Source organism: Pseudonocardia cypriaca (assembly GCF_006717045.1).
Taxonomy (GTDB): Bacteria; Actinomycetota; Actinomycetes; order Mycobacteriales; family Pseudonocardiaceae; genus Pseudonocardia; species Pseudonocardia cypriaca.
The window spans coordinates 1,958,752-1,973,414 of sequence record NZ_VFPH01000001.1; the positions used below are offsets into that span (position 1 = coordinate 1,958,752).

Below are 14,663 nucleotides of genomic sequence, written 5' to 3' on the forward strand. Positions count from 1 at the left end.
GGCCGAGCGCAGCGAGGCCGAGCGATGAGCACGCTGGTCGGAGTGGGTGTTGGCCCGGGCGACCCCGAGCTCGTCACGGTCAAGGCGGCCAACCTCCTGGCCAAGGCCGACGTCGTGTTCGTCCCCGTCGCCGACACGGGGGAGACGGGCCGCGCCGAGCAGACCGTCCTCTACTACGCCGAGGCGTGGCGCGTGGAGCGCGTGGTCTTCGCGCTGCACGACCGCGAGCACGGCGAGCGCCGGGAGCGCGCATGGGACGCCGCCGCCGCGCAGGTCGCCGCCTGGTTCGCCGCGCACCCCGGCGGCACCGCGGTGTTCGCGACCATCGGCGACCCGTGCGTCTACTCGACGTTCAGCTACCTCGCCGCGTCCGTCCGCGGCGTGCTGGGCGACCTCGAGGTGCAGCTCGTCCCCGGGATCACGGCGATGCAGGACCTCGCAGCGCGGTCCGGTACCCCGCTGGTGGAGGGCCGCGAGCCCCTCGCCCTGTTCCCGATGACGGCCGGGCCGGAGCGGTTCCGGGAGGCGCTGGAGCGCGGCGACGCGGTGGCCGCGTACAAGTTCGGCCGGATGCTGCCCGAGACCCTCGCCGCCCTGCGCGAGACGGGCCGGATCGACGAGGCCGTGTACGGCGCCGGCCTCGGCCTCCCCGAGGAGGACATCCGCCCCGCGGCCGCCCTGGACCCGCAGGAGTGCGGCCCGTACCTGGCCACGCTGATCGTGCCCCCGAAGCGGACGGGCCGAGGCGGCTCCCTGTGACGGGTGCCGATTCCGACGAACGGCGCTGTGGTTCCACTGAGGACTCCGCGCTGGCTTCGCTGCACGCGCAGACCTCAGACATGCGTTGGCGTCGGACAGGTTCCGACCAACGCGCCGTTCGTCGGAACGCCTTCTACGAAACCGTGCACTCCCGCAGGGACGTGCGCTCCGGGTTCCGGCGCGATCCTGTCGACGACGCCGTGCTCGCCCGGGTGCTGGAGGCCGCGCACGCGGCCCCGTCGGTGGGGTTCTCCCAGCCGTGGGACTTCCTCGTGCTGCGCGACCGCGCCGTCCGCGAGCGGGTGCACGCCCACGTCGCCGCGGCCCGGGAGGCCTACGCCGCGTCGCTCCCGGCGGCTCGGGCGGCGGCGTTCCGCGACGTCAAGGTCGAGGCGATCCTCGACGCGCCGCTGAACATCGCCGTCACCTGCGACCCCACCCGCGGTGGCCGGCACGTCCTCGGCCGGCACACCCAGCCGCGCACCGCGCAGTACTCGGTGGTCGGGGCAGTGCAGAACCTCTGGCTCGCCGCCCGCGCCGAGGGCCTCGGCGTCGGCTGGGTCAGCTTCGGCGACGAGCGGGCCCTCGCCGCGCTGCTGGGCCTGCCGCCGCACCTGGACCTGGTGGCCTACCTGTGCGTCGGGCACGTCGACGCCTTCCCGGACGAGCCGGAGCTCGCCACGGCGGGCTGGGCGCGCCGCCGCCCGCTGCGCTGGGCCGTGCACCACGACACCTACGGACGCCGAGGCCTGCCCGGGGAGGAACCGATGGACCTGCTCGCCGAGACCGTCGCCGCGATCGGGCCGGCGGACGCCGCGGCGCGCACCGCTGCCGCCGAGCGCCTCGACCGGATGACGAAGCCGCGCGGGGCGCTCGGCAAGGTGGAGGACCTCGCCGTCACGCTCGCCGGGATCGCCGGAACCTGCCCGCCGCCGGTGCCCGAGCCGGCCGCGGTGGCCGTGTTCGCCGCCGACCACGGGGTGCACGCCCAGGGCGTGACGCCGTGGCCGCAGGAGGTCACGGCCCAGATGGTCGCGAACTTCCTGGCCGGGGGAGCGGTGGTGAACGCCTTCGCGCGGCGGCTCGGCGTCGAGGTCTGCGTGGTCGACGTCGGAGTGGCCGCGCCCCTGGACCCGGCGCCCGGTCTTCTCCCGCGGCGGATCGCCGACGGCACCGCCGACCTGGCCACCGGTCCCGCCCTGACCCGCGAGCAGGCCCGCGCCGCGGTCGAGGTGGGGATCGAGACGGCCCGCGACCTCGTCACGGCCGGCAACCGCTGCCTCGTCACCGGTGACATGGGCATCGCCAACACCACCGCGGCCGCGGCCCTGATCAGCGCCTTCACCGGCGCCGAACCGGGGGAGGTGACCGGCCGCGGCACCGGTGTCGACGACGCGACCCTCGCCCACAAGACGGCCGTGGTGGCCGCCGCCCTGGCCCGCCACCGCCCCGACCCGGCCGACCCGCTCGGCGTGCTGGCCGCCGTCGGCGGCCTGGAGCACGCTGCGCTGGCCGGGTTCGCGCTCGCCGGCGCCGCCCTGCGCGTGCCGGTGCTGCTCGACGGGGTGAACGCAGGCGCCGCCGCCCTCGCCGCGGCCGCGTTCGCCCCGGACGCGCGCGCCTACTGGGTGGCAGGTCACCGCTCCGCCGAGCCGGGTCACACCCGCGCCCTCGCCCACCTGCACCTCGACCCGCTGCTCGACCTCGGCATGCGGCTCGGGGAGGGCACCGGCGCCCTGCTCGCCCTCCCGGTGCTCCAGAGCGCGGCCCAGGCGTTGCAGGACGTCGCCACCTTCGACGCCGCCGGGGTGACCGACAAGACCAGCTGAAGGCGTGCCCTTCCCGCGAGTCGGGGTCTGGATGCACGCGAGTCGCGGTCTCGGTGCGAGTCAGGGGCGCGGGGCGACCGTGGGCGCCCCGGGCGGCGGGGTGGCGGTGGCGCGACGCCACACCGCGGGCCACGACACGCGGACGAGCTGCACCGCCAGCGCCGCCACCACGGCGACGTGGAACGCGAGCACCATCCGCTGGAGGACGCCGCCGACGTCGACCGGGCCGAAGATGCCGGGCACCACGTCGTCCAGCCGGCTGGCCAGGTACGCCGCGGCGAGCACCGCGGCTGCGATCGAGAGCGTGCGGACCGTGGAGACGACGGGCGCCCACTCCTGCTTCTCGGCGAGCCGGGCCGCGGCCGCGAGCCCGGCGAACGACAGCACGGCGAGGATGCCGGCACCCGCGAACTGGTGCACCCAGCCGCCGAACGTCATGACCCCCGGCGTGCCGTCGGCGGGGAAGACCGCGGCGAGCACCAGGCAGACCGCCCACACCGCGAGCAGGACGGTGGGCCGGCCGGCCATCCGCACGCCCGAGCGGGCCATCCCGACCAGCACGGCGAGCGTCCCGACGGCGAGCGCCACCGCCGCCGAGAAGAACAGCTGCTCACCGCCCTCGACGAAGGCGTAGTAGCTCAGCGGCACCGAGATCGGGTCGACCTCGCGGAAGTAGGTGACACCGAGGTAGACCATGATCACGGTCGAGCGGGCCAGTGCGAGCAACGCGAGCACCGCGAGGAGCAGCGGGGCCACACCCAGCCGGCCCGATCGCTTCACGCCCCGCATTGTGGACCCCCGTTCTCCCGCCGGCGATCATGCGAACGCGGCGCGCCGGGTGGTCTGTTCCCGGCGGGTCAGAGCGCGAGGCCCACCGACGCCGGTGCTGTGGTCTCCAGTGCCTCCACGAGGTGCTCGACCGTGACCGAGCCGCGGTAGATCTCGCCGTTGACGAACAGGGTGGGGGTACCCCGTACGCCGCTGCGGACACCCGAGTTGAAGTCGGCCTCGACGCGGTCCTCGACGAACCGGGTGGCCGGCCACGTGACCTTCTCCGGCGGGATGCCGATCTCCTCCGCGTAGCGGCGCAGGTCCTCCTGCCGCAGCGCGGGCTCGTCGCCCGAGTAGAGCTTGGCGTGCATCGGCCAGAACTGGCCCTTGAGCGCCGCACCCTCCGCGGCGACGGCCGCCGACAGCGCGTACGGGTGCAGCTCGGCGAGCGGGAAGTGCCGGAAGACGAAGACGAGCCGGTCGCCGAGCCGCTGGCGGACCTCTTCGATGATCGGGTATGCGCGCCGGCAGTACGGGCACTCGAAGTCGCCGTACTCGACGAGCGAGAGCTCCGCGCCGAGTACGCCCTGGAGGTGGTCGTAGCTGCCGATCCGGGGTTGGAGAGGAATCGTGGCCTCCCTGACGTACTGATCGGGCTGGGTGTCGCCGATGGCAGGATCACGCCGGTGACGGTGACAACCTTAGCCGAGCGCGGTGACCTGAGCCGGGCCGCGCGCGACTTCCTGCGCACCGAGTCCGGGTCGGCCGTGCTGCTCCTCACGGCTGCGGTGCTGGCGCTGGCCTGGGCGAACCTCGGGTCGGGTTACGAGGAGTTCTGGCACACCCACGTCGCGCTGACCTTCGGCGACATGGAGCTGGCGCTCGACCTGCGGCACTGGGTCAACGACGGGCTCATGGTGCTGTTCTTCTTCAGCGTCGGGCTGGAGATCTCCCGGGAGATGGTGCTCGGGGAGCTGCGCGGCATCCGGGCACTGGCCGCCCCGACGATCGCCGCCATCGGCGGGCTCACCGTGCCCGCGCTGCTGTTCCTGCTGTTCAACGGGGGTGGCCCGGCGGCGGGGGCGTGGGGCATCGCGATCTCCACCGACACGGCCGTGGTGATCGGCGTGCTGGCGCTCGTCGGTCCGCGGTGCCCCGACCAGCTGCGCGTGTTCCTGCTCGCGCTCGCGATCGTCGACGACATCGGGGCCGTCGCCGCGATCGCCATCTTCTACACCGACGACGTGCAGGTCACGGCGCTCGTGCTGTCGGTCGTGCTGTTCCTGGCGCTGCTCGGGCTGCGCTTCGCGCCGTTCTGGCGCACCCCGATCTACGTGCTCATCGGCGTGGTGATGTGGCTCGCCGTGCTGAACTCCGGGGTCCACCCGAGCGTGGTCGGGGTCGCGATGGGCCTGCTCGTCAACGCCTACGCCCCGCGACTGCGCGACGTGATGCGGGCGCAGGTGCTGGGCAGCAGCTTCATGCTCGACCCCAGTCCCGAGCGGGCGCTGGCGGCGCAGGCGGCCGTCACCGAGGTGGTCTCACCCAACGAGCGGCTGCAGCTGCGCATCCAGCCGTGGAGCAGCTACGTGATCGTGCCGCTCTTCGTGCTGGCCAACGCCGGTGTAGTGATCACCGGCGAGACGCTCGCCGCGGCGTTCACCTCGCCCCTGACCTGGGGCATCATCGTCGGGCTCACGGTCGGGAAGCTCGTCGGCGTCACGGCGGGCACGTGGGTGGCGCTGCGCACCGGCCTCGGCCGCGTGCCCGACACCCTGCGCTGGGGGCAGCTGATCGGTGGCGCCGGGCTGGCCGGGATCGGGTTCACCGTGGCGCTCTTCGTGACGGAGCTGGCGCTCGACGACGAGGAGCTCGTGACCGACGCGAAGATCGGGATCCTCACGGGCTCCCTGCTCGCGGCCCTGATCGGCTGGTTGATCTTCCGGCTCGCGGGCGAGCGGGGTGGCCAGTGCGCGCCGAGCGGCCTCCCGGTGCTCCCGCCCCGTCCCTGGCGCCCGCCGGCCTGAGCCACGCCCGTGGCCGCTGCCGGACGACGCGGACGGTGCCGGAGCCGAGCGACCGACCCCTCCATTCTGCTCTGAACTCGTATAGTATGAATCTCGTATCATATGGAGCGAGCTCGGAACGACACCCGGAGGTCATCGTGCTCGACATCGCGCTGTGGGCGGCGCAGGGGCTCCTCGCACTGTTCTTCCTCGCCGCCGGAGTGCCCAAGGTGGCCGGCCGCGGCATCGACCGCTGGGTCGGCTTCGAGGACTTCCCCCGTGGCCTCACGATCCTCATCGGCGTGGCCGAGGTGGTGGGGGCCGTCGCACTGGTGCTCCCCTCGATCGTGGGCGCCTTCGAGTGGACGATCCCGCTCGCCGCGATCGGGATCGCCGTCATCTCCCTCATGGCCAGCGGCTTCCACGTCCGGGCCGCCGAGGGGATCTCCACGGTCGAGACCGCGCTCCTGGCTGCACTCGCGAGCTCGATCGCGATCGGCCGGTGGGGGGAGACCGCGTCCGCGCCGGCCGTGCCGGCCGGTGCACTCGTGATCGTGATCGCGCTCCTCGTCCCCTCGATCGTCTTCGTGCTCGTCGTGCTCGTGATGCGCCCGGTCGGACCGGGGGATGGAACCGGATCGCGGCGCGTGGCCGGCGCGGGCTGACCGCCCGCGGAGCCTGCTCCCGCGGGGTGGCGAGGTCCCGGCCGTTCCGGGCGCCGACTAACCTCCGCTGCAGGTCCCGCAGAGAGTCGAACCGTATGAGAACAGGATCTTCCGAGGTGGATGGTGCCCCGCTGCGGCGCGGACCGCTGCAGGCATCGGTGCGCCAGTCGCTCAACGAGACGGCGCTGCAGCTGGCGTTGCTCAACCGCAGGGTGGGCGGGCGTCTGGAGCTGAAGGACGCCGACCTCGAGTGTCTGAACCTCGTCCACAACGAGGGACCGTTGACCCCGAGCGTCCTGGCGCGCCGCGCCGCGCTCCACCCCGCCACCGTCACCGGTGTGCTCGACCGCCTCGAACGCGGGGGATGGGTGGTCCGGGAGCGGGATCCCGCCAACCGGCGCGCGGTGCTCGTGCGGGCGTTGCGCGACCGCAACGCCGAGCTGTTCGGGCTCCTGTCCGGGATGACGACGGCGATGGGCGAGATCCTCGAGGAGTACAGCACCGACGAGCTGAGGGTCATCGCCGACTTCCTGGAGCGCACCGCCGCCGCGGGCCGGCGCGCCACCGACGAGCTCGCGACGGAGGGCTGAGGTCGCGCGGCTGCCTCGGCGCCGCCGCGTCGTGCTTCGGAACGCGGCGGCGCGGCTCGGGTCCGTCAGGCCGGCTCGACGCGGAACACCGCGATGCGGTCGGCGGCCGCGACCACCGCGTCGGCGGTGGGGGCGGCAGCCAGTCCGTTGGTGACGTAGCGCTCGGCCACGTGGTCCGGCTGGGTCTCCACGACCTCGCGGAGCAGTGGGCGACGCTCCTCCACAGGCACCTCCACCAGCCGCACCACCGAGCTTCGGCGGCCGCGGGTCAACGTGACCGTGTCCGCGGCCCGCACATTGGCCACCCACGCGGCGTTCGGGAACGCCTGGACGATGTAGCGGCCGCCCGTCAGCGGGAGCACCGCGATCGGGAAGGTGCGGGCGCGTCCGCTGCGGCGCCCGGTGACGGTGAGGAGCTCCATCGGCCCGAACGCCACACCGATGCGCTGGAGTCCGGTGATGACCTTGTTGATCCGGTTGACCGTGCGGCGGTAGCTCTGTGCCTTCTGCGCGTCATGAGGCATGCCGACAGCGTACCCAAATCGTACGAATCTCGTATCAGACGGATCTCGAATAATCTGAAGCTCGTTCCTGGCTTGTACCCGGTCAGGCCAGGCTGGCCAGCGGGTCGGCCCGGGTGAGGTCCGGGTCGTCGGCCTTCAACGTGCGTGCCTTGCCGGGGCCGGTGGTGCGCGTCTCGAACCTGACCGTGACGCGGCCGTGGCCGGCACCCTGCACCCATCCGTGGCCGTGCTCGGGGTGTGCGACGTCGTCGCCCGGGCGCCAGGGGCGCTCGACGGCGGGCTCCTCGTCCGGCTGCATGGGCTCGCCCGCCTCGACGGGTGCCGGCACGGGCGCATCGGACACCGGGGCGAGCGGCTCGAACAGGGCGGGCGGCGGGTCGTCGGTGAGACCGGCGAGCGACACGCCGATCAGCCGCACCCCGCCCTCGGGCACCGCCGAGCGGGCGAGCCGCTGCGCGACGGCGGTGAGGGCGCCGAGATCGGTGCTCGCGATGCCGGTCGTCTCCGACCGGCTGGCCGTGGTGAAGTCGGCGCTGCGCACCTTCACCGTGACGGTGCGCGCCGCCCGGCCGGACTCGACGAGCCTGCGGTGGGCGGCCTCGGCCATCCGGGCCACGGCCTCGTGTACGGCGGCCATCGCGGTGAGATCGGTGTCGAAGGTGGTCTCGGCGCTGACCTGCTTGGCAGCACCACGCGGCGCCACCGGCCGCTCGTCGACGCCGCGGGCGAGCCGGTGCAGCTCGGTGCCGATCGCCGTGCCGAGCAGGCCGTGGATCTCGCGCAGGTCCATCGCGGCGAGCTCGCCGATGGTGCGTACGCCGAGCTTGTGCAGCCCGGCCTCGGCCACCGGTCCCACCCCCCACAGCGAGCGCACCGGCAGCGGCGCGAGCACCTCCCGCTCCTCATCGGGCGCGACGACCCGCAGCCCGTCGGGCTTCGCCAGCTCCGAGGCGATCTTCGCGAGCTGCTTGCCCGACCCCGCGCCGACCGAGGCCGGAAGGCCGGTGGCGGCACGGACGTCGGCCCGCAACCGGGCGCAGAACCTCTCCATCTCCGCCGCGGAGGCGCCGGCCAGTGCAGGCGGCTCGAGGAACGCCTCGTCGATCGAGACCGGCTCCAGGACGGGGGAGGCGTCGGCGAGGACGCCCATCACCCGCGAGCTCAGCTCCTTGTACAGCGTGAACCGCGCGGGCAGCACCACGGCGTGCGGGCAGAGCCGGCGCGCCTGTCCCATGGGCATGGCCGACCGCGCCCCGAACACCCGCGCCTGGTAGCTGGCGCCCGCCACGACGGCCCGCGGCCCCAGCCCACCCACCAGGACCGGCCGGTCGCGCAGCGTGGGACGGGTGAGCTGCTCGGAGGCGGCGAAGAACGCGTCCATGTCCAGGTGGAGGACCCAACGCGCGGCCACGTCGCCATTGTCCCTGGACGGACCGACAGTCCTGGCCGTAGCGTGCGGTAGACGTGGCCACCGCAGAGATCAGCCCAGAGATCGTCAGCACCGAGATCAGCACCGTCGCCGAGCTGGAAGCCCTCGTCGGCCCCCCGATGAAGGCCGCGGCGGAGAAGGTCCGCCCTTCGCTCGACGCGATCGACCGGCTGTGGCTGGAGCACTCCCCGCTCTGCCTGATCGGCACGAGCGACGCCGAGGGCAATCTCGACGTCTCGCCGAAGGGCGACCCGGCGGGCCGGCTCGCCCACGTGATCGACGACCAGACCCTCGCCATCGCGGAGCGACCCGGCAACCGGCGGGTCGACGGCTACCGCAACGTCCTGGCGAACCCGCACGTCGGGCTGATCTTCCTCGTGCCGGGCCGCGGTGACACCCTCCGGGTCAACGGCCGGGCCCGGCTCCTGCGCGACGCCCCGTACTTCGAGGAGATGGTGGTGAAGGGGCACCGGCCGATCCTCGCCCTCGAGGTGGCGATCGACGAGATCTTCTACCACTGCGCGAAGGCGTTCATGCGGTCGAAGCTGTGGCAGCCCGAGACGTGGGACCACGAGGCGATCCCCTCGACGGCGCGCATCGCGAAGGCCCTGACCCGCAAGGACGCCCCGCTCGAGGAGCTCGAGGCGTACTACGGGCCGTCGTACGCGGAGAAGCTCTACCGCGCCTGAGCGGCGAGGAGGTCGTCGCCGCGCTGCTCGGCGACCGCCGGCCGCGCGCCCGTGCCCGCGACGGCGGCGTGGTACCCGGGCCCGGGGCGCAGGTCGGCGAGCCAAAGCGGTTCCCGCGGGGCGTCCTCCCCGGTCCAGTCGAGCACGCCCGCCGGGCCGAGCGTGATCGCCGACATCGGCGTGGCGAGCCCGGTGCCGACCGCCTTGAGCAACGCCTCCTTGCGCGTCCATAGCGTGAAGAAGGCGCCGGCGTCGGCGGCGGACTCCCGCGGCGAGCAGACGTGGGCGGCCATCCCCGGGAGGTCGGACAGCTCGCGGACCTGCTCGACGTCGAGCCCGACGTCCCCGCCGGGGTGCACGGCGACGCCGACGAGATCGCCGGCGTGAGTGAGGGAGAACCCGGGCCCGCCCGGCAGCACCGGCTTCCCGTGCTGCGCGCCGCAGCGGCAGGTGCGGTCGAACACCAGCGCGTCCGCCGGCCGGCCGGCGTCGTCGGCGAGCACCAGCCGCACGAGGGCGTGCGCCGCGAGGTAGCGGGCCTGGTCGGCGGGGCGGCGGAAGCGGTGCAGCCGGTCGCGCTCGTGGCCGTCGAGCAGGGCGACCAGCCCCGGGGCGTCCGCGGGCGCCACCGGGGCCGCCCACCACACGACGGTCACGCGGGCGGTTCTCCTCAGGGCTTGCGGCCGACGCCGCAGTACGCGTCGATGTGCTCGGCCTGGCCGACCTCGACGTCGGCCGGGCGCCACAGGGTGACGGGCACGACGCCGGGTTCGACCAGCTCCGTGCCGGCGAACCAGCCGCGGATCTCGTCGACGGTGCGCAGCGCGTACGGCGACCCCAGCTCGCCCTGCGCCTGCGCGCCCCTGACGACGGCCTCGCTGGTGCTGGTGCCGTCCCACAGCGCCAGGTAGCTCCCGGACGGGACCGCGTCGACCACCCGGGAGATGATCGAGCGCGCCTCGTCGTAGTCGGGGACGTAGCCGAACACCCCCATGAACAGCACGGCGATGGGCTGGGAGAAGTCGAGGATCTCCCGCGCCTGCTCGACGATGCGCTCCGGCTGGTGGTAGTCGGCGTTGATGTACTCGGTGACGCCCTCCGGAGTGGTGTTGACCAGCAGGGCGCGCGCGTGTGCGAGCACGAGCGGGTCGTTGTCCACGTAGACGATCTTGGCTTCGGGCGTGACCGACTGGGCCACCTCGTGCGTGTTCTGCATGGTGGGCAGGCCCGTGCCGATGTCGAGGAACTGGCGGATGCCCGCCTCACCTGCGAGGAAGCGCACCGCGCGCGTCAGGAACTGCCGGGACTTGAACGCCATGTCCACGATCTCCGGGAACACGGCGCTCACGGCGTCTGCGATCTCCCGGTCGGCGGCGTAGTTGTCCTTGCCGCCCAGCCAGTAGTTCCAGATCCGGGCCCCGTGCGGAACGTCGGGGCGGATGTCTGGCACGGGTTGGTCGGTCACGGGAGGTTCCTCCGGAAGAGGTACGCGAGCAGTAGCGGCCTCGTGACGGTATCGCAACGGGTGACCGTGGAGATCACCCGAGCGGGGTGCTGGCGGCGCACCGGACACGTGGAGGGCGGTCGACTCCACCGTCGGGCGCGAGTGTCGGCTCCTGCCTCTTTCAACGTATAGCGCACCGGGGGTCTTGCGGCAAGACCCGGGTGGTGCCGCAGGATGGCCCGGCGAAACCAAATGCAGCGAGAACAACCAATTTCGTGCTGGCCGAAATGCGACGCCAATGAATGGACGGTTCATGTTTGACGTGATCATCGCCGGAGCCGGACCCACCGGCTTGGTGCTGGCCGCCGAGTTGCGGCTGCACGGCGTGCACGTGCTCGTGCTGGAGAAGGAGACGGAGCCGACCACGGTGGTCCGTGCGCTCGGAATGCACGCGCGCAGCATCGAGGTGATGGACCAGCGCGGCCTGCTGGAGCGATTCCTCGCACTCGGCATGCCGTACCCGCTCGGCGGTTTCTTCGCCGGCATCGCCAAAATCTCGCCCGAGAGGTTGGACACCACACACGGGTACGTCCTCGGCATTCCGCAGCCCGTCGTCGAGCGCCTGTTGGCCGAGCACGCCGTCGGCGTCGGGGCGGAGGTCCGGCGCGGCTGCGCACTCGTCGCGCTGAGCCAGGACGACCACGGGGTGACCGCCGAGCTCGCCGACGGCACGCAGCTGCGGTCGCGTTACCTCGTCGGCTGCGACGGAGGCCGCAGCACTGTGCGCAAGCTGCTCGGCGTCGGCTTCCCCGGCGAACCCGCCGGCCTCGAGATGCTGCTGGGCGAGATGGAGGTGGGCGTGCCACCGGAGGAAGTGGCCTCCGTGGTGGCCGAGGTCCGCAAGACCGACATGCGGTTCGGCATCGGGCCCTTCGGGGAAGGGGTGTACCGCGCGGTCGTACCGGCTGACGGGGTTGCTGAGGACCGGTCCGTCCCACCGACCCTCGATGATTTCAAGCGACAGCTGCGGATGTTCGCCGGAACCGACTTCGGCGTGCACTCACCGCGCTGGCTGTCACGGTTCAGCGACGCCACGAGGCTGGCCGAGCGCTACCGGGTCGGCCGGGTGCTGCTGGCCGGCGACGCGGCACACGTCCATCCGCCGTGGGGCGGCCAGGGCCTCAACCTCGGCATCCACGAAGCGTTCAACCTCGGCTGGAAACTGGCGGCCGAGGTGCGCGGTTGGGCGCCCGAGGGCCTGCTGGACAGCTATCACACCGAACGGCACCCGGTGGCCCGCGACGTGCTGGACAACACCCGTGCGCAGATGGTGCTGCTGTCCCCCGAGCCGGGGCCCCGGTCCGTCCGCCGGTTGGTGGCGGAGCTCATGGACTTCGAGGAGGTGAACCGGTACCTGATCGAGAAGATCATCGCGATCGGGGTCCGGTACGACCTCGGCGATGGGCACGACCTGCTCGGCAGGCGGATGCGGGACCTGAACCTCGAGCAGGGCCGCCTCTACGAGCTGATGCACGGCGGGCGCGGGCTGCTGCTCGACCGGACCGGGCTGCTGTCGGTCGAGGGGTGGGCGGACCGGGTCGACCACGTCGTCGACGTCAGCGAGGAACTGGACGTGCCGGCCGTGCTGCTGCGCCCGGACGGCCACGTGGCGTGGGCCGGTGACGATCAGCAGGACCTGCTCGACCACATTCCCCGGTGGTTCGGCGCTGCCATCGGCTGAGCCAGGGTGTTCCGCGGGCCCGTCCCGGCTTCCACGGGCTCATGAGATGGAGCGGAGCCGGCCGTGCGCCGGGCGGTTGAGCTCGTCGACGGCTCGGGCCGTCCGTTCGTCCGCGGGGTGGAGGACGACGAGTTGTTGGGCGTCCGCGGGCAGCTCGAACGTCTCGCGGAGCAGCCGGAGCTCGTGGCCGGCCGGGTGGTTGAGCCGGAGCGGCCCGCGCCGCGGCACCACGTGGCGGTTGAGGCGGCGGGTGAATTCGGGGCCGGCGACGGGGCCGAGCTCGGCGGTGAGCCACTCGGAGTTCTCGACGGACGGGGCGAGCCACAGGTCGAAGACGTGCTCGTCGGCGATGTCGTCCCAGTCGGCGAAGAACGTCCGGGCGCGGGGGTCGGTGAAGACGAAGCGGGTGAGGTTCGGGGGGTCGGCATCGAGCAGTCCGGACCCGCTGGTGATCGACTCGTAGGCGCTGGTGCGGGCGAGGACGTCGCCGAGGCGGTTGGTCACGATGGCGATGCCCGGTTCGAGGAGGCGGAGCGTCCCCAGGACGGCCGGCCGGACCTGGCGGGGAGGGGGTGCCGGCCGGATCTGGGCCGAGCACTGGTCACCGGTGATCTTCGCGAGGTAGCGCAGGTGACTGCGCTCCGAGGGGGCCAGGCTGAGCGCGTCGGCGAGCGCGTTGACGACCGCTCTGGACGGGTTGCGGTCCCGGCCCTGCTCGATCCGGGTCAGGTACTCGACGCTGATGCCGGCCCGGGCGGCGAGATCCAGGCGGCGGAGACCCGGTGACCGGCGGCGGCCGCGGTCGGGCAGTCCCAGCGACTCCGGCTGGATGCTGTCGCGCTTGGCGCGGATGAAGTCCCCCAGCGGCTTGCCCACGCCGCGAGCGTATGGCGCTGCCCGCCCACCGCGTAGTGCCGAGCGTGGCCGGGCGGGGGCCAGCCTGAGCACGGCCTGGTTGCCATCACGGGGCAGCTCGATGGTGGCGAGCGTGGAGAACACGAGCTCGTCGCCGGCTGCCGAGCGGTCGACGCGGCGTTCCCGCCGGGTACTGCTGGTCTGGGGACTGCTGGTGGTGGCAGCGAACCTGCGGGCGAGCCTGACCGGCGTCGGGCCGTTGCTGGATCGCGTGCAGGCCGATCTTGCGCTGGCTCCGGCCGTGGCCGGCCTGCTGAACGCCTTGCCGTTGCTCGCGTTCGCGGTCCTGTCCCCGATGGTTCCGGGACTTGCCGCGCGGTGCGGACCCGAGCGGCTCCTCGGGGTGGCGCTCGTGGTGTTGGCGCTCGGGATCGCGGTCCGGTGGGTACCGGCCGGGAGCGGCCTGTTCGCGGGAACCGTGCTGATCGGCGCCGGGATCGCTGTGGGCAACGTGTTGCTGCCGAGCCTCATCAAACGGGACTTCCCGGCCAGGGTGGGGATGCTGACCAGCGCGTACGCCACCGTGATGGGAGGCGTCGCCGCCGTGGCATCCGGGGTGGCGGTGCCGATCAGCCGGCTCGCCCCCGGTGGTTGGCGCACCGCGTTGGGTTGCTGGATCGTGCTCGCGCTGGTGGCCGTCGTGCTGTGGTTCCCACAGGTGCGGGGCCCGCGGCGCGCCCCGGCGGCCGTCCGCAATCACCGGTTGCCGTGGGGATCGGGGTTGGCGTGGGCGGTCACGGCGTTCATGGGACTGCAGTCGCTCGGCTTCTACGTCGTCGTCACGTGGCTGCCGCAGGTGCTGCAGGACAGCGGGACGAGTGCGGTCGCGGCGGGCTGGCTGCTGTTCCTGTTCCAGGCCGTCGCGGTGCTGACCAGCCTCGTGGTGCCCGCCGCGCTGCGGTGGGCACGGGACCAGCGCGCGCTGGCGGCGACGAGCTCCGCGGTCCTGCTCGCCGGCTACCTCGGACTGCTGGTCGCGCCGGGATGGGCGCTGCTGTGGAGCGTCGTCCTCGGCCTCGGCGGCGGAGCCTGCCTGGTGCTCGCGTTGGCCTTCCTCGGCCTGCGCGCCCACGACGCGACCGCGGCCGGCGCGTTGTCGGCGATGGCGCAGTCGATCGGCTACCTGCTGGCCGCAGTGGGACCGGTGGTCTTCGGGCAGCTGCACACCGTCGGTTCGGGCTGGCAGGCACCGATCGTCCTGGTGTGCGTCACCGCTGCCTGCCAGGTCGTCGTCGCGGTGGTGGCCGGCCGCGGCACCGTGCGGCCGGCCCACCGGGCGTGCGATCGGGGCGGGCGTTGAG

15 protein-coding genes are annotated in these 14,663 nt (G+C 73.2%); 8 read left to right on the forward strand and 7 right to left on the reverse strand.

Annotation, left to right across the window (positions count from 1 at the left end; all coding sequences use genetic code 11):
* Window positions 1-24: 24 nt before the first annotated feature.
* Window positions 25-759, forward strand: a complete 735-nt coding sequence (gene cobI, locus FB388_RS39855) for a precorrin-2 C(20)-methyltransferase (protein WP_211361835.1) — start codon at window positions 25-27, stop codon at window positions 757-759.
* 80 nt (window positions 760-839) lie between these two features.
* The gene (gene cobT, locus FB388_RS09280) at window positions 840-2,588 is read left to right on the forward strand and encodes a nicotinate-nucleotide--dimethylbenzimidazole phosphoribosyltransferase (RefSeq protein WP_211361836.1); all 1,749 of its coding nucleotides are present in this window, start codon (window positions 840-842) and stop codon (window positions 2,586-2,588) included.
* A 60-nt stretch (window positions 2,589-2,648) separates the two neighbouring features.
* On the opposite strand, the gene FB388_RS09285 is transcribed toward cobT, so the two are convergent.
* Window positions 2,649-3,368 carry a DUF998 domain-containing protein gene (locus FB388_RS09285; RefSeq protein WP_170225539.1) on the reverse strand — a complete coding sequence of 240 codons (720 nt, stop codon included), beginning with the start codon at window positions 3,366-3,368 and terminating at the stop codon, window positions 2,649-2,651.
* 77 nt (window positions 3,369-3,445) lie between these two features.
* Window positions 3,446-4,030 (reverse strand): thioredoxin domain-containing protein, encoded by a 585-nt coding sequence (locus FB388_RS09290; RefSeq protein ID WP_142099432.1) that lies wholly within the window; start codon window positions 4,028-4,030, stop codon window positions 3,446-3,448.
* Window positions 4,031-4,045: 15 nt separating this feature from the next.
* Here FB388_RS09290 and nhaA point away from each other — a divergent pair, with 15 nt between their 5' ends.
* The 3 genes from nhaA to FB388_RS09305 all read left to right on the forward strand — a co-directional run bounded on the left by nhaA (window position 4,046) and on the right by FB388_RS09305 (window position 6,620).
* A complete protein-coding gene (gene nhaA, locus FB388_RS09295) occupies window positions 4,046-5,386 on the forward strand; it encodes a Na+/H+ antiporter NhaA (protein WP_142099434.1) in 1,341 nt (446 codons plus the stop codon).
* Window positions 5,387-5,523: 137 nt separating this feature from the next.
* Entirely contained in the window at window positions 5,524-6,030 is a 507-nt protein-coding gene (locus FB388_RS09300; RefSeq protein ID WP_170225540.1) for a DoxX family protein, read from the forward strand.
* 116 nt (window positions 6,031-6,146) lie between these two features.
* The gene (locus FB388_RS09305) at window positions 6,147-6,620 is read left to right on the forward strand and encodes a MarR family transcriptional regulator (protein WP_342787883.1); all 474 of its coding nucleotides are present in this window, start codon (window positions 6,147-6,149) and stop codon (window positions 6,618-6,620) included.
* Window positions 6,621-6,685: 65 nt separating this feature from the next.
* Here FB388_RS09305 and FB388_RS09310 read toward each other — a convergent pair whose 3' ends face one another.
* Together FB388_RS09310 and FB388_RS09315 are read right to left on the reverse strand one after the other, a co-directional pair.
* Window positions 6,686-7,144: a nitroreductase family deazaflavin-dependent oxidoreductase gene (locus FB388_RS09310; RefSeq protein WP_142099440.1), complete on the reverse strand. Its 459-nt coding sequence runs from the start codon at window positions 7,142-7,144 to the stop codon at window positions 6,686-6,688.
* 82 nt (window positions 7,145-7,226) lie between these two features.
* Window positions 7,227-8,555, reverse strand: a complete 1,329-nt coding sequence (locus FB388_RS09315; protein ID WP_281290388.1) for a DNA polymerase IV — start codon at window positions 8,553-8,555, stop codon at window positions 7,227-7,229.
* A gap of 137 nt (window positions 8,556-8,692) precedes the next feature.
* Between FB388_RS09315 and FB388_RS09320 the strand changes: the two genes are divergently transcribed.
* Entirely contained in the window at window positions 8,693-9,262 is a 570-nt protein-coding gene (locus tag FB388_RS09320) for a pyridoxamine 5'-phosphate oxidase family protein (RefSeq protein ID WP_142102812.1), read from the forward strand.
* On the opposite strand, the gene FB388_RS09325 is transcribed toward FB388_RS09320, so the two are convergent.
* Entirely contained in the window at window positions 9,250-9,918 is a 669-nt protein-coding gene (locus FB388_RS09325) for a 4'-phosphopantetheinyl transferase family protein (RefSeq protein WP_246121779.1), read from the reverse strand. The genes FB388_RS09320 and FB388_RS09325 overlap by 13 nt on opposite strands.
* A 14-nt stretch (window positions 9,919-9,932) precedes the next feature.
* The gene (locus FB388_RS09330) at window positions 9,933-10,727 is read right to left on the reverse strand and encodes an SAM-dependent methyltransferase (RefSeq protein ID WP_142099442.1); all 795 of its coding nucleotides are present in this window, start codon (window positions 10,725-10,727) and stop codon (window positions 9,933-9,935) included.
* Between the two features lie 292 nt (window positions 10,728-11,019).
* On the opposite strand from FB388_RS09330, the gene rox reads away from it, so the two are divergent.
* Window positions 11,020-12,447, forward strand: a complete 1,428-nt coding sequence (gene rox, locus FB388_RS09335; RefSeq protein WP_142102817.1) for a rifampin monooxygenase — start codon at window positions 11,020-11,022, stop codon at window positions 12,445-12,447.
* Between the two features lie 39 nt (window positions 12,448-12,486).
* Here the strand turns inward: rox and FB388_RS09340 are convergent, their stop codons facing one another.
* On the reverse strand, window positions 12,487-13,323 hold the full coding sequence (locus tag FB388_RS09340; protein ID WP_142099444.1) for a helix-turn-helix domain-containing protein: 837 nt from the start codon (window positions 13,321-13,323) through the stop codon (window positions 12,487-12,489).
* 112 nt (window positions 13,324-13,435) lie between these two features.
* On the opposite strand from FB388_RS09340, the gene FB388_RS09345 reads away from it, so the two are divergent.
* Window positions 13,436-14,662, forward strand: a complete 1,227-nt coding sequence (locus tag FB388_RS09345) for an MFS transporter (RefSeq protein WP_246121780.1) — start codon at window positions 13,436-13,438, stop codon at window positions 14,660-14,662.
* The last annotated feature ends 1 nt before the right edge of the window (window position 14,663 follow it).